The organism is Bacteroides salyersiae WAL 10018 = DSM 18765 = JCM 12988, assembly GCF_000381365.1.
Classification (GTDB): domain Bacteria; phylum Bacteroidota; class Bacteroidia; order Bacteroidales; family Bacteroidaceae; genus Bacteroides; species Bacteroides salyersiae.
Genome location: NZ_KB905467.1, coordinates 1,021,443 through 1,043,819, shown reverse-complemented (window position 1 = coordinate 1,043,819; position 22,377 = coordinate 1,021,443). Strand labels below are relative to the sequence as shown.

Below are 22,377 nucleotides of genomic sequence, written 5' to 3'. Positions count from 1 at the left end.
ATCCATATGAATAAAAACAATATAACCCATCCTGAAAATATGAATACAGAAGATACTAAAAAGGAGATGACTCCTTCTGCTTTCCCCCCTAAAGAAAACGGAGAACACTCAAACAGAAAAAGCCTGAGCATCGCTTTTATTATTGTTCTCGTAGCTGTCCTGCTGTTCACGGCCATTGGCATGATACTGATGCGTAAACAACCGCTTGTACTGCAAGGTCAAGTGGAAACAACAGAAATACGTATCAGTGGAAAGTTACCGGGACGTATCGACACATTCCTGGTGCGCGAAGGCGACTGGGTGAAACAGGGCGATACTCTTGTGGTAATAAACAGCCCTACGATAGAAGCCAAATACCGCCAAGTAGACGCTTTGGAGCAGGTAGCAGTGCAACAAAACAAAAAGATAGACGCAGGAACCCGCCGACAGATCATTGCCACGGCACAGCAACTCTGGAATAAAACAAAGAGTGACCTGACGCTGGCCAAAACGACCTACGACCGGATACTTACCCTATATAAAGACAGTGTGGTTACTTCACAACGAAAAGATGAAGTAGAAGCAATGTACAAAGCCGCCGTTGCCGCCGAGCGCGCTGCCTATGAACAGTATCAGATGGCCGTAGATGGTGCACAGAGCGAAGATAAAGCATCGGCACGAAGCTTGGTAAATGCGGCACGAAGCACAGTAGACGAAGTTACCTCCCTATTAATGGACGCACGGCTCACAGCACCGGAAGACGGGCAGATAGCTACCATCTTTCCCAAACGTGGCGAACTGGTAGCTCCGGGAACGCCGATCATGAATCTGGTAGTGATGAGCGACGTACATGCCGTATTGAACGTCCGCGAGGATTTGATGCCGAACTTCCGTATCGGTGGAAAGTTCGTAGCCGATGTTCCTGCAATCGCCCGGAAAAATGTAGAGTTTGAGGTATATTACATCAGCCCGTTGGGCAGCTTCGCCACCTGGAAATCGACCAAGCAGACAGGCAGCTATGACCTGCAAACTTTCGAAATACACGCGCGCCCTACCCAGACAATAGACGGATTACGCCCGGGAATGTCGGTATTATTAACATTGGAATAAGGAGGACCGGTATGGCAAACGACTTCCGACTTCCTGCTTCCCACTCCCGGCTAACTGCCGTTCTGCTTCGTGAGTGGACGCGGATGACTTCACGACGCCTTTACTTCGGTACTTGCATCGTACTTCCGTTGTTCACCCTCTTCTTCATGGCCACCATCTTCGGAAACGGGCAAATGGAGAATATCCCCATCGGCATTGTAGACCAAGATAATACGGCGACTTCACGAACCATAGTGAGAAATCTGTCTGCCGTTCCTACTTTTAAAGTAACCCGTCATTTTGTCAACGAAGCTGCCGCCCGGGAAGCTGTACAACGTAAAGAGATATACGGATACCTCTCCATCCCTCCCCGCTTTGAACAGGATGCCATAACAGGTAAAGATGCCACCCTCTCCTACTATTATCACTATGCACTACTCTCGGTAGGCGGCGAACTGATGGCAGCTTTCGAAACTTCACTGGCACCGGTCGCTTTATCGCCCATAGCCATGCAGGCAGTGGCATTAGGAGTAAGCGAACAGCAGATAGAGACATTCCTTTTGCCCGTACAGGCCAGTGATCATCCGATTTACAATCCCTCGCTGGACTACTCGGTTTACCTGAGCCAGCCTTTCTTTTTTGTGCTGTTTCAGGTACTGATACTACTCGTTACAGTCTATTCCGTAGGTAGCGAAATTAAATTCCGCACAGGAGACAACTGGCTGGAAACTGCCGGCGGGAATATGGTTACCGCCATAGCAGGCAAGCTCCTGCCTTATACTGTTATTTTCAGCCTTATTGCCCTGCTCGGCAATTACGTCATGTTCGGCATGCTGCATATTCCTTTTCATGGCAGTTGGCTGTTGATGAATGCAATGACCGTTCTCTTTGTCATCGCCACACAGGCATTGGCACTTTTCATCTTTTCCCTTTTCCCGGCCGTAGCACTCATTATCAGCATTGTGTCTATGGTAGGTTCATTAGGGGCAACCCTGTCCGGTGTCACCTTCCCTGTGCCCAATATGTATCCGTTGGTACGCGACGCGTCATATCTCTTTCCGGTACGACACTTCACAGAGATCACACAAACCATGCTCTATTCCGGAGGCGGCTTTGTCTATCTATGGCCTTCGGCAGTGATCCTCTGCGTCTTCCCCCTGTTGGCATTGGCAATGATTCCCCATTTGAAACGAGCTATAATCAGTCACAAATATGAAAACATCCAATAAACTCTCACAAATAGCATTCATTATTACACGCGAATTCCGCGCTATCAGCACCAGCTATGCCGTATTGCTGGTGTTGATGGGGGGTATTTTCGTGTACGGACTGCTTTACAACTATATGTATGCGCCCAACATCGTAACCAAAGCCCCTGTCGCCGTAGTAGATAACTCTCACAGCAGTCTAAGCCGGCAATATATCCGTTGGCTGAGTGCCACTCCACAAGTAGAAATCTATGCCCAAGCCATGGATTATCACGAAGCGCAAGAATGGATGAAACAAGGAAAAGTACAAGGAATACTCTACCTCCCACATAACTTTGAAGACCGCGTTTTTCAAGGAGAGGAAGCTGTATTCTCCTTATACGCCACAACAGACGCTTTTCTCTATTTCGAAGCTTTGCAGGAAGCGTCATCAAGAGTCATGCTTGCCATAAACGATGCCTATCGTCCGGACGGTGCCGTATTCCTTCCTCCGCAAGGATTGATAGCGGTAGCTCTGGCAAAGCCTGTCAATGTATCCGGTACGGCACTATACAACTACACCGAAGGATATGGCTCTTACCTTATTCCGGCAGTAATGATGGTCATCATCTTCCAAACGCTGCTAATGGTTATCGGCATGGTGACGGGAGACGAATACCAGAACAAAGGTGTCCGTGCCTATCTTCCTTTCGGTCACAGTTGGGGAACGGCAACACGCATCGTTGCCGGAAAAACGTTTGTTTATTGCAGCCTGTATGCCGTCTTTGCCTTTTTTCTATTAGGCTTGTTACCACATTTTTTCAGCATCCCGAATATCGGCAGCGGCAGGGATATCCTTATCATGCTTATCCCCTATCTGTTAGCAACCAGTTTTTTCGGGCTGGCCGCTTCATGGTATTTCACCGATTCGGAAGCTCCCTTGTTAATGATCGCCTTCTTTTCGGTAGGCTTAATTTTCCTCTCCGGTGTATCCTATCCGATGGAACTGATGCCCTGGTATTGGCGGGCAGCACATTACATCTTACCGGCCGCTCCGGGCACACTCGCTTTTGTGAAACTGAACTCAATGGGAGGCGACATGGCGGATATCCGACCGGAATACATCACATTATGGATACAGACAACTGTCTACTTCGCACTTGCAGTATGGGTATACCGAAAGAAACTCTTACGAAGTATCCCTCTAAAAGCTTAAATATATCCGCCCACTTGTGTAGAATATCCTTATCTTTGCTCTCTGGAAAATCAGATTAATTCATGGAGAGAACACAAGTAATACTCATCACCGGCGCTTCTTCAGGCTTCGGAAAGGTAACGGCACAAGCACTTGCCGGAAAAGGGTACGTAGTTTATGGTACAAGCCGGAGAATAGCCAACGGAAATATCGGACAGATAAGAATGCTTATAGCAGATGTTACCGATGAAAATTCTGTTCGCAGTGCAGTGAACCGTATCATGGAGGAACAGGGACATATCGACGTATTGATAAATAATGCCGGTATGGGAATTGGCGGTGCACTGGAAATGGCTACCGATGAAGAGATCTCTTCGCAGATGGATACAAACTTCATGGGTATGGTACGCATGTGTAGAGCAGTGTTACCCATTATGCGAAAACAACGGCAGGGGAAAATTATCAATATCAGTTCTATTGCCGGAAGGATAGCCGTACCCTATCAGGGTTTCTATTCGGCATCAAAATTCGCCATAGAAGGATATAGTGAAGCATTGTCTATGGAGGTATATCCATTCGGCATCAAAGTATGCGTAGTGGAACCCGGAGATTTCAATACCGGATTTACAGCCAGCCGGAACATCTCTCCTGCTACATTGGCATGCCCTGATTATGGAGAACGCTTCAAGCGGACTTTAAAAATCATAGAAGAAGCCGAAACAAACGGATGTCCGCCATCGAAACTGGCAGCAGCTATCTGCAAATTAATAGAAAAAAAGAACCCGCCTTTCCGTACATTGACCGGGCCGTGGACGCAAGTAGCATTTGCACGATTCAAAGGATGGATACCGGGCAAAGTCATTCGATATGCATTACGCTCTTTTTACGAGATAAAATAAAGAGACTGCACCGAAACAACACGATTCTTCAAAAAGAAATGATCTTTTGCTTGGCTTCGACCGGGGAAAAGGCTATATTTGTAGCTGTAATCATAAAGTAGTTTCAGGCAGACTACACAAGTAGGAGAAAGCAGAAGTTTTCTCCTTTTTTTATATTCTCCCGGTTCATAAAGTCTCTCAACAGCATGCTTACGACACTTCAGAACGGTACTTATGGAAAATAACACGGCATGTCACGATGAATACCAAGTAATGTTGCGATGCATTTCATTATTTGTTGCAGTGCAAATACCGGCATGTGGAGATGTAACAGAACATTCAGTAAGAAAAGTTTCCTTTTCAGTTAAGAATACGTAAATCTGCTCTTGACAAAAAAGGTTTATTTCTCCAGTGGAGTCAGTTCCAAAAACATGGTCACAGTCAACAACACTCCCAGCGCAATGCAGACAGAGACAAGCAACAGGTTGATCAATTTTGCCTTAGGTTCGGTATCCTTGTGCAGATTATTGAGAAAGTATTCCTTGAAGAATAGATATAATGCAGGCACGGAAGCGCTGGCCAACAGAAAATCTTCCGGGATATGAAAAAAATACGTTTTAGACAATCCGATAAGTGACCAATGACAGAGAAACAGCACCAGAAACATATTCACTTTACGGGCAAACAGCAACAGAAGTCCGATAGTAAATACTACCACCGAACAAGGCATCACAGGAGAGGTAATACCCGGAAAAGTCAGTCCGCGCGCCAACGAAAGCAACGGATAAACGAAAGGCATGGCCAACAGGATATAAGCTAAAACATCATACTTCCGACTACGCTCCAACGTGGTATAGCCTGTTACCGTATCCCATATCCATATAACAGCCATCGTTCCCCAAAAAAGAGCCATTGTACCGTTATAACTACGCTCTGCACAATAAATATAATAATATACTACTGCAATCCACAGATATAGAAACAGAAGATAAAGTTTCATTGCAAGTTTCACCCGGGGCGTCGGTTTCTTCAACAGTAATCCTGTCAGGAAAACACCGGCAATGACAATAATTAACTGCAAGAACCAGGTAGAAGAATTATACCCTGCAATCGTACTCCAAAAGATATCCATAATTTCTTATTTTCTCCGTGCGTTAAAACCGGGCGCAAAAGTATAAAAATCTATCAACACAGCCAAACCGACACCCACCGTATAGCAGACCATATCCGACCAAAGGAAACCATGCCCCAGAACCAATGCTCCCAAAGTAGTCCCTCTGATGGCATTTATCCAACCGGCCTGATAGAGCTGGCTTATCTCAATACAATAAGAAAACAGCAAAGCAGCCAATGCTTTCCGTAATAAACGGACGGAAGGAAACAGAAAGCCAATGCCAAAATAAACCATCGCAGCCCAAAGGGTATCTCCTGCATACTCCGCCACAAAAGTGGGCAAATGGCTACCAAACGAACGTGAGCCCAACCCCAAAGCCACCATAAATATCCACAATATCAGATAACAAAGCCTGCGTTTCATACAAATGCATTATATAAAAATAATCCCGAAGCGCACTTAATGCACACTTCGGGGTATTTATCCATATATTAATAAGGTGTAAATCCTTTTATTACTTCTTCAACGGAATAGAAAAACTGAATGTAGACCCCTCGCCTTTTACAGACGTAAACCACAACTTACCTCCATTCTTTATCACGAAATCCTGGCAAAGAAGCAACCCCAGTCCGGACCCCTCTTCATTATTGGTTCCGAATGTACTGAAATGAGTATCTGTATGCAATAGTTTCTTCTGGTTCTCTTCATCGATACCACAACCGCTATCCTTCACACTAACCACAGCCATATCATCTTGTTCCTGGACAATCACCAATATCTCCGTCCCTTCGTTACTGAACTTAATGGCATTACTGATCAAATTACGGATGACGGTTTTAATCATATCAATATCGGCATATACTCCCAAACGTTCGGGAGCTTCCAGACGAATTCCTATTTTCTTCAGTCCTGCTACCATAGAAAAAATTTCGATTACCCCTTCCGTAACCTCCACCATATCTACATCCTGATAAACCACCTTCAACTTACCGATCTGACTCTTAGTCCATTTCAGCAAATTGTCGAGCAAAGAAAACACATCTTCTGTTGTCTGATTGGCCATTGTGAGCAACTCATACATCTCTTCTCCGATGCTTTCGCTCGGCAGATTGAGTATAAGCATATTCAGTACCATCTTAATAGATCCCATCGGCGAGCGGAGATCATGAGCTATCACCGAATAAAGCTTGTCACGCCCAGTGATTGTTTTCCGCAACTCTTCGGTTTGTGCCACAATGATTCGTTTGGCAGCAATCAGCGAAATCTGGTGAGTAACACGAATGATAAGCTCTTCCTTGTTAAAAGGCTTCGAGATAAAATCATTGCCTCCTACTTGAAAGCCTTTCACAATATCGGCTGTACTGTTCAAGGCAGTCAGAAAGATGATAGGAATCTCCGAAGTTTCCGGATTGGCTTTCAGTTGCTGAGAAACCTCAAACCCGCTCATATCAGGCATCATCACATCCAATAAAACAAGGTCGGGTTTTTCCTTTTCTACCTGATCTATCGCCTGGCGGCCATTACTGGCTGTGGCAATCTGAAACTTCTCATTGGTAAGAAGCACCTTCAGCAACAATACATTCGACATTACATCATCCACAATGAGAATTTTATATTCTGAAGGGTTTATTTCCATGTTCATCTTTATATGCTTTATCTGGTTTTATATTTTATAATCTTTAAAATACTCGATCATATGCCTAAGCCCCTCATCAAGTTCTATCGTAGGAGCCCAACCGAGTTTCTCTTTAGCCAAAGTTATATCCGGCTGACGTTGTTTGGGATCATCGTGCGGCAAAGGCTTAAATACAATCTTAGATTTCGAACCGGACATTGCGATTACCTTCTCCGCCAGTTCAAGGATAGAAAATTCATTAGGGTTTCCAAGATTTATCGGTCCGGTAAAGTCATCATCCGTATCCATCATCCGGATCATCCCTTCAATCAAATCGTCTACATATTGAAAACTTCGTGACTGTTCACCCGAACCATAAATAGTAAGATCATTGTTTTGTAAAGCCTGCACAACGAAATTGGAAACAACACGTCCGTCATTAGGAAGCATATGCGGCCCGTATGTATTGAAGATACGGATGATCTTTATGCGAACATTATTCTGGCGGTGATAGTCCATGAAGAGAGTTTCTGCACATCGTTTTCCTTCATCATAGCAAGAACGGAATCCGATAGGATTCACATTTCCCCAATAAGTTTCCGGCTGCGGATGTACTATCGGATCACCGTACACCTCACTGGTAGAGGCTTGCATAATCTTGGCATTCACCCTCATTGCCAATCCCAACATATTCATAGCCCCCATCACAGATGTTTTCATCGTCTGAATGGCATCGTGCTGATAGTGTATGGGAGACGCAGGACAAGCCAAATTATAAATCTCATCAACCTCCGCATAATAAGGAAGGGTTATGTCGTGACGAACAAATTCAAAATGATGATTATTCATCAGATGCAGGATATTATTCTTAGATCCGGTAAAAAGATTGTCCAGACAAATAACGTCGTGCCCTTCATTAATTAACCGAGTACAAAGATGTGATCCGATGAACCCGGCACCTCCACTAACCAATATTCTTTTCATATATTATTAAGTTCCGCTTTATATTCTGACAAAAGTATGCGATTTACCTAAATTATGCAAATATATATACATATTATTTTTAATGAATAATCCGGTAGCATTTCACACGTAATCAAAACTATTGCAGATAAGATTATGGCTCCAAATTTATTCCTTACTTTCACTTGGCACACTAAATGAAAATCACCTCCCTAAACAAGTAAATATCCACCTTTAAGCAATCTTGAAAATGAAAATAGTTGCGATTTCAGAAACATCCCCCTCTTTTATTTGTTTATATAAGAAAAAGGACATGATTATGATAACAAACGAATTAAATACAGGTCTCATAGAAGCCATTAAAGAGAAAATACCGGCAAACAGCAATTTAGCAAACGTGCTAATAGATATTTTGTTCATCGGAAGAGAAGCAGTATACCGGCGATTGCGCGGAGAAGTACCATTCACATTGACAGAAGCCGCAATTATCTCCAGAAAATTGGGAGTATCACTCGATAAGATAGTAGGTATCAGTTTCAAAGACAATGCAGTATTCGACATGAATGTAGTACACCATGACGATCCATTCGAAACATATTACGAGATTATCAACAAATACATCGGTTTATTGAAAAACATGGGAGACGACGTGACATCCGAACTGGCTACATCTTCTAACATGCTTCCTCAAACATTATATCTGAAACATGACATATTATCAAAATTCCGTTTATTCAAATGGATGTATCAGAACGAGAACATTAAATGCAAACATTTTGATGAACTGGAAATTCCTGCCAAACTTCAAGATATTCAAAAAGAATTCGTGAATGCCGCAGAGCACATCCATACCACAAGCTATATATGGGATAACCGTATTTTTGCACATATGGTGAACGATGTGGAGTATTTCTCAAGTATCCATCTTTTAACCGATGAAGACAAACAAAAAATCAAAGAAGATCTGCTACTCCTACTGAACGAATTGGAATCATTGGCCAGAAAAGGTAAATTCGATAGTGGAAATAAAGTCAATATATACATCTCTAATATTAATTTTGAGACAACATACAGCTATATTGAAAGCAGTAATCTCCAATTGAGCATGATCAGAATTTATGCTATCAATTCCATCACATCCCAAGATGTGGAAATGCACAAAAGTCTGAAAGAATGGATTCAGTCGTTGAAAAAGTTCTCTACCCTGATTTCTGAAAGTGGAGAAATGCAACGCATACAATTTTTCAAAGAACAAAGAGAGATTATCGACACATTATAATATACAGTAAATCAATGATTTTTAAAAGGTCCGGTATGTGTATTTGCAGAAAACGAAAACTTCAAATATACCTATCGGATTTATTTCATTTTCAACAAATAACATTTCCATAAACCACTGAATCAGAAATAAATCACTACTCCATTACATTGCATACCGTACTAAATTCTTGATAGGAAGCTTTATATTTGCATAAAATAATAGATCACTCTATATTTTATACTACAAACGTAATATAACGAATAAGAAAGGAACACATGAAGAACAGTATAGTAACGGAACTCATCAATGAAATGAGAGAGCGTATCGCTCCCAAAGAAACACTTGCCAATTTCTTGACCAACACACTATGTATGGGAAAAGAAGCCGTATATCGCAGGCTTCGCGGAGAAGTCGCCTTCACTTTTGACGAAGTAGCATTGATTTCTCATAAATTAGGCATATCCATTGACCAGATAGTAGGTAACCATTTATCCAACCGGGCAACATTCGATTTGAATCTACAGAATTCACCGGATCCGATAGATAGTTATTACGAAATACTGGAACGCTATCTGAGAATTTTCAATTATGTAAAAAACGATGACAGTACCAACATATATACGGCCGCTAATGTTATTCCTTTCACTCTTTATTCTTCATATGAACATCTGTCCAAGTTCCGCTTATGCCGATGGGTATATCAAAACGGGAAAATAAAAACGCCCCATTCCTTGGCCGAAATGCAAGTTCCGGAAAAAGTGGTAACCGTACACAAGAAGTTGAATGAAACAGTAAAACAGTGTAAAAAGACTTGTTTCATATGGGATAGCAACATATTTTCTTCTTTTATAAAAGAAATAAGATACTTTGCCGGGCTAAATTTGATTTCTGCAGACGATGTAAAAGAATTAAAGAACGAGCTTCTCTCACTGCTTCACGAATTTGAGCAAATGTCGGTAAAAGGTGAGTTTAGCAACGGCAATAAGGTAGCCATCTATCTGTCGAATATCAATTTTGAAGCAACATATACTTACATTGAAAAAGGAGATTTCCAAATCAGTCTATTTAGAGTATATTCAATCAACTCAATGGACTCGCAAAATTCACAAATATGTACTTTGCAAAAAAACTGGATACAATCGCTAAAACGACATTCAACCCTTATCTCCGAAAGCGGAGAAGTACAGCGTATCACGTTCATGGAAGAACAAAAAAATATTATTGAACAATTATAATTCTCCGTAATTCTCTATTCAGTGATGTAGGAAGAGAGGTGCAGTGATGCAACTCTCTTCCTCTTTTTTTTCATACCCTCTCCAATTCGTGTGTAAATTTTATCCGATATTATTATATTACATATGTGTGGTATAAACAACAAAATCCACAGACTATATTAATTTTTCTATCAAAATCCATATAGCCTGCGGAATCTGCATCTAAAACAAAACAGCATCAAACGACTGTCTCATACTTTTGCCGATCAGAATACAAAACCTCTGTCGGGCCTCTATATAACTATTAACTGGTTGTCTATAATCAATATGCCCATAACACTCAAAACAGTACACTTGTTTAGGACATTCGTGTTTCTTTATGTTACTAATATTTATGTATTACAAATATCGAATATTCCGTTGAACTTTAAAACCTGTTCTTGTTCTTTCATCGAGGAAAAACGAGAAAGTGATGCGCTAATTACGAACAAAAAACAGAATTCAATGATAAAAAGCAGCACACAGATAAAAAAAACAATATCAAATTTCATTATTCAAAACAAAGCCCCGCATTTTTGACAATACAGGGCTCCGCTCAAACTATTATTTATACGAAATCCTACACAACCGTAGTTGCCTTGGCATCAACTGGCGATTCCTTTTCCGGAATACTAAATTCGCGATTCGCAAATAAATCCGCTAATCCCGAAATCTGTTTCAGACGCAACAATTCATCCCTATCCATCCCTATATTCTTCATTATCCATTGATCGGACATACCGGCCTTATCTAATTCAGCAACAATATGGCACATCAATTCAATGTTGTGGGTTCCACGCGCACGGTTGTGACGGATAGTGGAGCTCATTCGGTTGGACAAATCTTTATCAATAACTACAATTGGCAATAAGCCATTTTCACGCTGATAAATACGCTTGGAAGTTTTCAATACCGAATACCGGTGAAAACCGTCCACCAAGATATACAAATCTTTCTCCTTATCATAATAGCACACGCAAGGCATCGTAAATCCATCTTCCCAAATTGACAACTCCAACAATTTCATTTCAGGAGGAGCAACTATATTTGGATTATAATCATTGGCCACCACCTTCTCTACAGGTACAGCCTTCACATCGTACACCGGACTCTTTTTATTACTCATTGCAGAATATTTTTATATTGTTCCATTATTTGACTCCTCTTACTTATCTCTTCCTTCGTCGGCGAAAATCCCATATACTTGCACGCATGATCATTTTTAAGAATACAAATGCACATACGCTTATAAGTCGGTATTTCTTTAAATTCAGCAATATTGATATCATCCTGATACTCCATACGCACAGGCTTCTTCGATGTTTTATAATTGCTATTATCCATCACAATTATAGGTACCTTTGCAGCAATCAGTTTCTGTATTGTATTATCATTTAAACAACCGCCTTTCGTCCGCCAGAAGTTAACACTGACAGACAATTTTCTAAGATATCCTTTCCGCGCACGTTCCGGTAATGTAGATAACAGGAAATACATGAACTCTCTCCAAGTGTATCCTTCAGGCAATTTAATAGATTGCCAGCCCATAGCATGCGTTCCACCATACATACCTGTAAAGTTAACTCCATTTACACGTCCTACCATCTTCCCCCAAGTATTAGGATCGATAGCCCGGTAAAGAGATAAACTTTCGATGGCCTCCCCAATAAAAGGGCTCGCTACACGCTGACGTTCCAAATTTACGCCCGCCCTGTAATACAGATCATACAATATATTGTAATCCCAACGGAATTTGCCATTAGCTGTCCATACATCCGTCGTTTTCCAATCAAAAATGGGATAAGCATTATAAACATCGTTTGCCACCTTTGAAGTCCATCGATAGGTATGGTACATCTGATATTTACGATTCAGATAAATACACCTCCAACGGTTAAAACTTTCCTGAGTTCGTATGCCGATAAGACAACAAGTACGTACTGCGTCTTTCTTATCGTGTATCCATTTGGCAAAACGCATCTGAAATTCATAATCCCACATTTGAGCATTATAAAAAGGAAAATGTTCTTCAGTCATAGCATCTTTGGGCATAGGACGTACCCAAAGATTTTTCTTTCCCTTCTCCCATGGACGCCAAAAAGATTGGTACATGGAGGTACAAGTTGCCACACGGAAAGGAACGCACACACGATACACATCAAGAATATCCTTATTGGCTTCAAGCATGCGGTCTACATAGTCGATAGTCATCTTATACTGTATCTCATAATCCATATGAAACACACCTAAGCGTATATTCAAATTATTACGCCTTATATAGTCAATACATAAATTCAAAAGTACACCGCTATCCTTTCCTCCCGAAAAAGAAATATACACATTATCGAATTCATTAAAAATCATACGCAAACGCTCTTGCGCCAAGTCATACACATTTTTAGTAACAATTTCCTTTTTCATTCATCCCTCCACATCTTTACATAGCGTTTCCAAACTTTCTCAACAGTGAATCCCTGTTTCTCAAACGTCTCTTGGTGCTCGGTCTGAACAACAGCCGCAAGGGACTTTTCACCGGCAAAAGCAGAAACCACATCGATAAGTAAAAAAGAAAAAGCCTCTTCCTGGTCTTTATCTATATAATAATTATTGATTATAGCAACATTTCCTCTTTGTTCTATCGGGATAAAACCAACCACTTTTTTCCCGCTTACAGCAACAAACCAGACAAACTTATCCGTTGTTTTAAAAGGATAATTATTATTCATTTTCAGTACTTCCGGATCCATAACCAACGGGGCTACAAGCTTATACAATTGCTTATCCGTTCCGTTCAACTTCATTATTTGTATCATAATTGTGCATTTATTTAATTATTTTACAGTCTTATACTCAGACTTGAAAGTATTCAGCCAAGCAGAAAGCTCATCCAACATTAAATTTTTGTATAGAAAACTCTCTCGTATTCCCCATCCATGACCACCGGAAGGATATACATGCAATGTAGTTGGCACACCGTTCGCATTCAAAGCCAAATAATAATTCACTCCGTTTGCCGGAGGCACTGACTTATCATCATCACTATATACAATAAATGCCCGTGGCGTATCCTTTGTTACCTGTTTTTCATTAGAATATCGTTCTTCCAGCTCAGCAGAAGCATCGCTTCCTAAAAGGTTATTATGCGAGCCCATATGGGTATACTTTTTATCCATCGTAATAACCGGATAAAATAAAATCTGGAAATTAGGACGTACGTCAAACGCAGAATGCGTTGCTATAGTGGAAGCAAGATGTCCACCGGCAGAAAATCCCATTATACCAACATCATTCGGATTTATATTCCAGATGTCAGCACTATCCCTTACTACCCTTAAAGCTTCCTCAGCATCAGAAAAAGGTACTTCTTTATATCCGCCTTTCGGCATACGGTATTTCAAAACTACTAAAGCGATACCTTGCTTATTAAAATAAGGTGCCCAATCGTAACCTTCATGATGATATGCAAGACCACTGTATCCCCCACCCGGACAAACTACAATCACACGACCGGTAGATAATTCCGGAGCAGGAAGAAATACACGAATCGACGGTTTAAAATTGCCTTTCGATTCGTCAAAAGGCGCACTGTCTCTACCGTTAGTATTAGGCATTCCTCCTTGCCATAAATCAACATCAAAAGGTTTATGCGCATTTTGAGCATGCATACCTCCTCCCATCAATAAAAACGATAAAAGAGAAAAGCAAAGACGTAAATTCTTTTTCATGGTTTATACAAATAATAGTTTAGAATGTTACTAAAATTAATCAAGACAGGCAAAAGTAGTTAAAAACTACAATAAAAAAAAGGAAAAAGAAAGTATATGCTTTTGTATCATAAAAATAAATCCTTAATATAAAATTTGTTATATTATTAATATAATAAGAATCAGTTTATTATAATAAAATCTCATTCTTTTTAAAAAAAGATATTCTACATACTTAAATGAATATTTCTTGTTATTTAACATATTAGTTGAAAAAATAAAATCCATCATTCAAAAGATGTTCTTATTAGAGAATAAGTTAGGATAAAGAATTTTATATATAATATCAGATGTATAACCTTCTGAAAATAGTCTGCAAATGATATTATACAGATACATATTAATCAATTTAATGATATTAACAGAGAAACATCTGTTCAAAACAACCCGACTTTTTCAAAATCAGATGTCACATATACCCTATTTTGAAAATATTCCGGGATCTTTCCATATTGAAACAGCATTTGTATCCTTCTCTTTATAAGGCACCATAACCATAATCATCTATGTTATTTTTATTAATATTACATATATTACCACATTATCATTTTTTGTAATAACCATCTTTTGCCTTTTTACAAAATGGGATTGCCTCCAATAACCTCATCCTATTGGTAAATTAATCATAAAGCTATAAAGTGACCGTATGCAGTAACTTATCAATAAAAGATAAAAAGTAATATCTGTAAGTTTACATTCTGCTATCATTATACATCTACACATCATAGAGTGTAGTGTACACTATTAAAGATTAATTTCTTAGATACAAAACATCCGGGTGTTGTTATGCAAAACATCCGGATGTTATCAGTTAAAACATCCGGATGTTTTCAATTACAGAATAAGATTTTGCAGTAATAATATATTTATCTAATAAAAGAGTGATGTGTACTGGATTTAGTTGGCAGCTTCGGTTGTTATTACTGTATTAGTTCACTCAACAATTTTCAATAACTGAATAGGTTTACATTTCTGTTTGTTAGGCCTACTGTAGTTATCCTATTTGAATATCCAAATATAATGTAAATTATTCTATTTATTCCAATGTTCCGAGTACATAGATGTTATCTATATATAAATCCTGAATATCATCAGCAGTTTCCGATCCTATCTGGAACAGATTACAATTGGTATCGCCTATGATAAATCAAGCGTCAGTATTCCCGGTACATTCACTGTCGCTCGTGTCCGGTCTAAATGTAATCGTGCCGGTAAAGCCGCACGTTTCACCCCTATCGCCCATCGGCGGATGATCTTCCCTTCCGGAGAAAGCAATTCCATACGATCACCGTCTTGTGGTAACCCGCCATACCTTTGCATCCCACGGGAATCCACCAAACGACAAGGGACTCCGTTTGTCTCTGCAAAACATTCCAATAGCTCATTAACGGAAAACAGAGTGGGAACCAATCCTTCTCCTTCGGGAGTATCCATAGTATAGCGGTACGTCGTTCCGGAAGGCAACAATAAAGAGTCTGGTTTCTGTACCCAGGGAAGCAGGCCAGAAGTAACCTGCACATTTATCCCCAAACAACATAAAACGAACCAAAATATAGGTGTTTTTCGTGTAATAGATTTCATCATTCAAATTGTCTAAACGGTTTATTTTTCATTGATGTTGTCACAGCAGCAAAGCTAACCGAAAAAATAAAAGAGCCTTTGCAGTGTTGTCGCAAAGGCTTTAAATATTATATCAGAAATGGCAAAACAAGCATCAATAGTTAAGCCATACTTTAAATGAAGCTATTTTCTCCTTACTAACCAATATTTTATCTTTGAATGGTGGTATTACATCCACTACTACTTTATTCTGAAAATATGGTTCGATTTTTCGGATGGCATCTATCCCGACCAGTGTCTGCCGGTTGGTACGAAAGAAGTAATCCGGATTTAGCTGCTCACTCAATTTATCCAAAGAAAAATCAACAATATGTTCTCTTCCCTGTTTGGTTACGGCAAATGTTACCCGGTTCTCCGAATAAAAATAGGCCACATCTCCTACCGGCAATGTTACCAATCGTTCCCCTACGGAAACCAGAAAACGAGTACGATAACGTTTTATCGGATTGGAAAGCGAACGCAACACCTCCAGCATTTCCTCCTGATGAGGTAATCCATCCACGGAATATCGGGTATGCAGTCGATCAAATTTATCCAATGTTTCCGCCAACCGTTCCCGATGAATCGGTTTCAATAAATAATCGATGCTGTTGACTGTAAAAGCACGAACAGCATAAGTATCAAAAGCCGTTGTAAACACAATCATGCTTTTCGGACAAGCCTTCTCTATCAAAAGAAACGAATTGCCATCCGTCAATTGGATATCCAGAAAGAGAAGGTCAGGATGCGTATTTTCACTAAACCACTCCGCAGCTTCTTCTATATTTCCGGGTAACAAAAGTATCTCCCATTCCGGACGAAGTTCTGCCAACATATGATTGAGCAGACGAGCGGCAGGTATCTCATCTTCAATGATAGCTGCGCGGATGACAACAGGATTATTATTCATACAGCAGAGGGATTTTAACGGTAAATAATTCAGTAGTCTTTTCTATAATAATTTCTTGCCCGCACACCAAACGATAACGGGAAGCAAGATTCTTCAATCCCATCCCCGAAGGTTGTACCGACTTCTTCGGACGAACACTATTACTCACTACCAACCAATTTTCATCCTCCGAAGAAAGGGACAGAACCATGGGTTGCCTTAGGGATATGATATTGTGTTTTATCACATTCTCTGCAAGCAATTGAAGCGTTAACGGAGGAAGTCTATATTCCAACAACGACTCATCCAACCGGCAATCTACCGTAATGCAATCACCTAACCGGACGCGGTGCAGAAATACATACGAATCGAGAAACTCCAGTTCACTGCCCAGCGTAACCAAACGCTGTTGCTGGCATTGAAGAATATATCGGTATACATCCGATAGATTTTGTGTAAACAAGATGGCATTCTCCGGATTGTACCCTATCTCCGATATCAGCGTATTAAGACTATTAAACAGAAAATGCGGATTCAACTGGCTTTGCAAAGCCTGATATTGCGCTTCGACAGAACTCTCTTTCAGATATATATTCCGCTTGTAAAGCACGATAGTATGCCGATAGAAATTATTCGCAGCCGTCAATCCTACAATCACCATCTCCACCAACCAAACGAGTAAAAGAAGCCGTATTCCCGACCAGCGAATATAAAACAACCGATCTACATCCGCCATCCACTTCAATCCTACAAATAACAGATAATTCATCAGCAACAGCGATATCCCCAAACCGGCATAATACAAGAACACCCTCCTGCGTCTCTCCACAAAGAAAAGAAAACCACGTTTCAACCAAGAGTCTATCAGAATAAGACAAAAACCCATCGCATTGAAAACCAACATTACTCCGATCATAAAGCTCAATGAAGAGAAATCCAAATCATCGCGTTTAGGCAGATCGGAATAAAGTGCCAACAACAAATATGAAAAACATCCCAATCCGGAAAAGAGGAGGACATTCAGCAATCGGATGTATCGAGAGTGAGAAGTTTTGACCATTTTTACCTGTCGCACGTTTTTCATCAACAAAGATAATTAATCTATCCAATAAAAGCCAGTACCTACAAAAGATTATCCGCCGCAACTTGATAAAACGGCATTCTCCCGGCCTTTGTTACAAACCGGGAGATCCCATTCAACAGATTATCCAAGCTTTTATCAGTATCATATTTTATTCCTTAACAGAGTCCACCCCTAACACCCGGACAAAATTCGAATAGCTTATCTGAGCTGTCAAACGTGATTGTACAAAGTTCATCTGCGCCGTTTGATGAAACATCTGTGCATCCAATACCCCATCAATTGAAATTTTACCTTCGCGATAGCGTTCCAATGCCATTTCCTCATTTTCACATGCCTTTGCCAGAGAGTTTTCGGTGAGAGTGACACGTTCTACGGCTTGCACATAGTTATAATAGGCTGATTGCACCTCAAGACTCACGGCATCTTTCACTTTATTATAATTATCTCTCGCAATAGCTACTTTGTAATCTCCCGCCCGTTTTTCATTACGGCGTTTTCCCCATTCGAACAATGGGATACTGACCTTTGCATACACAGCATAATTCGGATCGAGATCCGCCTTGAAATTATACCCCGGAGAACTATAACTGCCATCCAACCCGACATAAAACTGTGGCAGAAATTGTGCCTGATTCAGCTTGCGTACCGACTCCTGTATTGAGATTTTATCCTGTGCCATACGCAATTCCGGACGATTGCCCGTTGCCTGTTCCATATAGCCCGGCAAAGTACCTACCGAATAGATAGGAACCACCAGCGTATCGACCGGAAGCACCGATTCGAAATCCTCACCGACAAAAGAATTGAGCGACATACGAGCCACCTCGTAACCATTCTCCGCCTGCATCAATTGATAACGGGCATCGTTCAATTTTACCTCTGCCATCAACAAATCATTGCGATCTACCAACTGCACCTCTACCCGCTCGCGCACCACTTTAACCAATTTTTCTACCGACCGGGCAAACCGACAGGCAATATCTACTATCTCTCCGCGCGCTACTGTATTCCAATAACGCAGATCGGCTTCATAACTGATATCCGCCTTTATCATTTCGGCTTGGTTAAGGGCAAAACGACCTTCCGCCTGTGCCTTTTTCACTCCTTCACGAATACGTCCACCCGTATACAAGGGCTGGGTCAGTGAAACCGAAGCTCCATACTTCAAATGCCTACCCTCAAACCGTACTGGATTATCCGATGAAGGTAAATCCAAAGACAACTCTATGGGATTGCCTGTATAATCAAAATTGGCACCGGCAGAAAGTTTCGGTTTATAATCTGCTTTGGCTGATTTTTCGTATTCTTTACTCAATGCAATATTTTTTTCGGCAGCCTTCACATCTTGGTTATACTCCAATGCACGGCTACGGTAACGATTCAGCAAGCCGCTATCCTGCCCGAAGGCAGAAACAGCGAAAAACATCATCCACATGGCTAACAAAAATACCCTATTATTCTCTCTTCTCATGACTCTTTCTTTATTTTATAAAACACAGCATATAGTGCCGGGGTTACAAACAAAGTAAGCAGCGTGGCAAACGTCAAACCAAACACGATTGCCGCAGCCATCCCGGCAAATACAACATCGAACAAAAGAGGAACCATACCTAATATGGTAGTTACCGCAGCCATCAGCACCGGACGTACACGTGAAACGGTAGATTCAATAATAGCCGTATAAGGTTTTATTCCTGCGCGAAGTTGTACGTTTACTTCATCCAGCAACACAATAACATTTTTTATAATCATCCCCAACAACCCCAGCCAACCGGCAATACTGAAGAACCCGAACTCAGTACCTGTAACCAACTGACCGAACACAACCCCGGTCACCGACAGAGGTAATACAAGAAACGTTATCAACGGTTGGCGATAATTACGGAACAGAGCTACAAGAATAAGTACCAATAGCAATAGCGCCAACGGAAAGTATTTTGTCAATGCCGCCATTCCTTCCTTCTGCGTCTTATACTGTGCATCCCAGAAAAAAGTATATCCTTCGGGAAGCTGTATAGCCTCTACTTCTTCTTTTATTTCGGAATGTACTTCCGCCATTGTATGCCCTGGTTTTACATCACACATGGCAGCCATAGACAATTGCCGGTTATAGGTACGAACCAATGGAAATTCCCACCCGATACATATATCCTTTGTCACCTGTGCCAATGGTGCCGAATGTGCTCCGTTCCACACGGCAAGATCGCCCAAACGATCGAGATTCATCTCGCCGGATACATCCGATTTCAAAAGTACCGGTACCTTCTTCTCATTGTCACGGTAAATACCTACCGAAATACCATCACCAACCGCTTTGGTTGCCTCTATCATATCATCTTTACCGATGCTCAACCGCCCGGCCTTCACCGGTTCGTAGTCTGCCTGCACCATCATCGCCATGTTCCCCCATTCATTACGGGCATTAGCAACTTTCGGATTACGACGCATCACGCTAAGTGCCAATTCCGTCAAGGAGTCCAATACCGCCTCATCTGGTCCGCAGAAACGGGCTTCTATCAAAGCCTGTGGTACGGTGTTCAATTCAAAGCGGTTTACCCGCATAAAGATATCCGGAAACTGCTTCCCTACCGTATCACGAAGTATAGCCTGTAATTCACGGGCTTTTTCGGGCGAATAGGCTTCTACGAGGCATTGTGCATAGTTAGGCTGAGGGCCGAAAGCAGCATTGGCCAGATAAAAACGCGGCGGTGTCTGTCCGATAAAAGTAGATACCTGCCGGGTGTTCTCAAAACTTTCCAGAAAATCAGACACCTCTCTCGTAGCCGCTTCCATACGCTCTATCTTTGTACCTTCGGGCATCCACATGTCAATGGTAAAATATTGCTTATTGAGTTGCGGCGTAAAACGTTTCGGGATAAAACGGAATCCCCACCCCGAAAGAAGTAACAAACCAACCATTACCCCCAGTAAAATATATTTCCGACGGATGGCATGTTCCAACATTTTTCGAAACCAGTTGTACATCTTCCCTTGATAGAGTTCACTTTTTAATTCTTCCGGACGTGGACGCCTTACAAACAATTCAATGAACAATGCATTCTGTGTAATGGCAAATATCCAACTGAACAACAAAGAAACGGCTATCACAATAAAAAGAGACGAAAGCAGTTCGCCTGTGATATCGGGAGAAAGATAAACCGGCATAAATGTAAGGATAGCAATGACTGTAGCAGCAAGCAGAGGTATTGCCGTACCGGATACCGCTTTCATAATGGCGTTGCGTTTACGCATTCCACGCTCCATATTCATCAGAGCCGAGTCGAATATCACTATGGCATTATCTACAAGCATTCCCATAGCAATAATGATTGCCGCCAGGGACATGCGTTGTAAGGCAATTCCGTTGGCATGCATATAGATGAGAGTGGCAAAAATAGAAAATACCAGTCCGCTCCCTATCAGAATACCATTTTTAAATCCTATAAAGAAGAGCAATACCGCCACGACAGTGAGAACGGAAATGATCAGATTAAGTATAAATCCGTCATTGGCGACAGCCGATTCATAACCTTGATCATAGATTGTCAGCAATTCGAAGCCATCGGGCATCTCCACGTTCGTACGCTCCACTGTCTCTTTCACAAGAGCAGCCATATTCACCACATTACCGTCCGAAACGGTAGAAATGGCAATACCTAAAGCCGGGGTATTGTTGACCTTCATCAGATTACGGGCAGGACGTGCATAACTCTCGCTTATCATCGCTATCTCTTTGAGCCGGAAATACTCACCGGTTTTTGAAACAATAGTCAGATTTTCGATTTCTTCCAGATTGGTAAAACTACCACGTGCTTCGATACGAAGACGGTTATCTCCATTCTCAACAGCACCGGCATCCACTACTTTATTCTGTTTCTCGAATGCACGGGCTATATCGGCTGTGGTAATTCCGGTTTGAACCATAAGCGAGGGCTGCAACAACACTTCGATCACCGGATTCTGGATACCGAATATCTCTACTTTGGCCACATCCTTGATTTTAAGCAATTCGTTCTTTATATTTTTAGCTTGATCTTCCAGTTCGCGATACGAATGTTTATCACTACACAAACCATAGAACACGCCAAGTACATCGCCAAAATCATCATTTACCACCGAAGTGGCTGCCCCTGCAGGCAATTTAGACTGTGCATCACCTACTTTACGCCGTAGTTTATCCCATAACTGCTGCATCTCGTCTGCACGAATCTCCTTTTTCACATAGACTGTAATTTTTGAAAGTCCTGCCCGATTGTCCGTCTTCAAATAATACACCTCACCGATTGATTGAATCGCTTCCTCCAATACATCGGTCACTTGGGTCTGCACTTCGTGCGGTGACGCACCGGGATATGCAGTAGTTACGAGTGCCTGCTTGATAGTAAAAGGAGCGTCTTCGAGTTTTCCCATTTTAAAGTACGAATAAAGACCGCCCGCCAACACCAAAAATAAAATCAACATAGCAAAAGCCCGGTTCTTTAAAAAGAATGCTACCATCTTCTTCATA

General features: G+C 41.3%; 18 protein-coding genes and 1 pseudogene. 6 read left to right on the top strand and 13 right to left on the bottom strand.

The features are described from left to right. Positions 1-66 precede the first annotated feature (66 nt). The 4 genes from HMPREF1532_RS15635 (at position 67) to kdsR (ending at position 4,349) form a co-directional block, all read left to right on the top strand. Entirely contained in the window at positions 67-1,089 is a 1,023-nt protein-coding gene (locus HMPREF1532_RS15635) for an HlyD family secretion protein (protein WP_085930809.1), read from the top strand. Between the two features lie 11 nt (positions 1,090-1,100). After that, entirely contained in the window at positions 1,101-2,297 is a 1,197-nt protein-coding gene (locus tag HMPREF1532_RS15630; protein ID WP_005931583.1) for an ABC transporter permease, read from the top strand. Beyond that, positions 2,281-3,471: an ABC transporter permease gene (locus tag HMPREF1532_RS15625; RefSeq protein WP_005931582.1), complete on the top strand. Its 1,191-nt coding sequence runs from the start codon at positions 2,281-2,283 to the stop codon at positions 3,469-3,471. Before HMPREF1532_RS15630 ends, HMPREF1532_RS15625 begins: the two co-directional genes overlap by 17 nt. A gap of 62 nt (positions 3,472-3,533) precedes the next feature. Beyond that, on the top strand, positions 3,534-4,349 hold the full coding sequence (gene kdsR, locus HMPREF1532_RS15620) for a 3-ketodihydrosphingosine reductase (protein ID WP_005931580.1): 816 nt from the start codon (positions 3,534-3,536) through the stop codon (positions 4,347-4,349). Between the two features lie 379 nt (positions 4,350-4,728). On the opposite strand, the gene HMPREF1532_RS15615 is transcribed toward kdsR, so the two are convergent. The 4 genes from HMPREF1532_RS15615 to HMPREF1532_RS15600 form a co-directional block, all read right to left on the bottom strand. Next, positions 4,729-5,460, bottom strand: coding sequence for a DUF6064 family protein (locus tag HMPREF1532_RS15615; RefSeq protein ID WP_005931577.1), 732 nt, complete (start codon positions 5,458-5,460; stop codon positions 4,729-4,731). 6 nt (positions 5,461-5,466) lie between these two features. After that, positions 5,467-5,865: a ribosomal maturation YjgA family protein gene (locus HMPREF1532_RS15610; RefSeq protein WP_005931575.1), complete on the bottom strand. Its 399-nt coding sequence runs from the start codon at positions 5,863-5,865 to the stop codon at positions 5,467-5,469. Between the two features lie 91 nt (positions 5,866-5,956). Further along, positions 5,957-7,084, bottom strand: coding sequence for an ATP-binding response regulator (locus tag HMPREF1532_RS15605; protein WP_005931573.1), 1,128 nt, complete (start codon positions 7,082-7,084; stop codon positions 5,957-5,959). 21 nt (positions 7,085-7,105) lie between these two features. After that, positions 7,106-8,041, bottom strand: coding sequence for a UDP-glucuronic acid decarboxylase family protein (locus HMPREF1532_RS15600; protein ID WP_005931571.1), 936 nt, complete (start codon positions 8,039-8,041; stop codon positions 7,106-7,108). 298 nt (positions 8,042-8,339) lie between these two features. Between HMPREF1532_RS15600 and HMPREF1532_RS15595 the strand changes: the two genes are divergently transcribed. Continuing rightward, complete coding sequence (locus HMPREF1532_RS15595) at positions 8,340-9,299, top strand: hypothetical protein (protein ID WP_025819152.1); 960 nt, start codon at positions 8,340-8,342, stop codon at positions 9,297-9,299. A 257-nt stretch (positions 9,300-9,556) separates the two neighbouring features. Then, on the top strand, positions 9,557-10,516 hold the full coding sequence (locus tag HMPREF1532_RS15590; protein ID WP_005931567.1) for a hypothetical protein: 960 nt from the start codon (positions 9,557-9,559) through the stop codon (positions 10,514-10,516). A 598-nt stretch (positions 10,517-11,114) separates the two neighbouring features. Here HMPREF1532_RS15590 and HMPREF1532_RS15585 read toward each other — a convergent pair. The 9 genes and pseudogenes from HMPREF1532_RS15585 to HMPREF1532_RS15545 all read right to left on the bottom strand — a co-directional run bounded on the left by HMPREF1532_RS15585 (position 11,115) and on the right by HMPREF1532_RS15545 (position 22,376). After that, positions 11,115-11,660, bottom strand: coding sequence for an IbrB-like domain-containing protein (locus tag HMPREF1532_RS15585; RefSeq protein WP_005931563.1), 546 nt, complete (start codon positions 11,658-11,660; stop codon positions 11,115-11,117). Next, the gene (locus HMPREF1532_RS15580) at positions 11,657-12,955 is read right to left on the bottom strand and encodes a DUF3440 domain-containing protein (RefSeq protein ID WP_005931560.1); all 1,299 of its coding nucleotides are present in this window, start codon (positions 12,953-12,955) and stop codon (positions 11,657-11,659) included. Before HMPREF1532_RS15580 ends, HMPREF1532_RS15585 begins: the two co-directional genes overlap by 4 nt. Beyond that, the gene (locus HMPREF1532_RS15575) at positions 12,952-13,347 is read right to left on the bottom strand and encodes a hypothetical protein (protein WP_005931558.1); all 396 of its coding nucleotides are present in this window, start codon (positions 13,345-13,347) and stop codon (positions 12,952-12,954) included. The genes HMPREF1532_RS15580 and HMPREF1532_RS15575 overlap by 4 nt, the downstream gene beginning before the upstream one ends. 30 nt (positions 13,348-13,377) lie before the next feature. Further along, positions 13,378-14,145: pseudogene (locus HMPREF1532_RS15570) on the bottom strand (alpha/beta hydrolase); the annotation flags it as partial. A gap of 1,290 nt (positions 14,146-15,435) precedes the next feature. Continuing rightward, positions 15,436-15,882 (bottom strand): hypothetical protein, encoded by a 447-nt coding sequence (locus HMPREF1532_RS15565; protein WP_244266434.1) that lies wholly within the window; start codon positions 15,880-15,882, stop codon positions 15,436-15,438. A 130-nt stretch (positions 15,883-16,012) separates the two neighbouring features. Further along, entirely contained in the window at positions 16,013-16,807 is a 795-nt protein-coding gene (locus HMPREF1532_RS15560; RefSeq protein WP_005931545.1) for a LytR/AlgR family response regulator transcription factor, read from the bottom strand. Further along, the gene (locus HMPREF1532_RS15555) at positions 16,800-17,870 is read right to left on the bottom strand and encodes a sensor histidine kinase (RefSeq protein ID WP_005931542.1); all 1,071 of its coding nucleotides are present in this window, start codon (positions 17,868-17,870) and stop codon (positions 16,800-16,802) included. The genes HMPREF1532_RS15560 and HMPREF1532_RS15555 overlap by 8 nt, the downstream gene beginning before the upstream one ends. Before the next feature lie 148 nt (positions 17,871-18,018). Next, complete coding sequence (locus tag HMPREF1532_RS15550; protein ID WP_005931539.1) at positions 18,019-19,341, bottom strand: TolC family protein; 1,323 nt, start codon at positions 19,339-19,341, stop codon at positions 18,019-18,021. Further along, entirely contained in the window at positions 19,338-22,376 is a 3,039-nt protein-coding gene (locus HMPREF1532_RS15545) for an efflux RND transporter permease subunit (protein WP_005931533.1), read from the bottom strand. Before HMPREF1532_RS15545 ends, HMPREF1532_RS15550 begins: the two co-directional genes overlap by 4 nt. Position 22,377 lies beyond the last annotated feature (1 nt).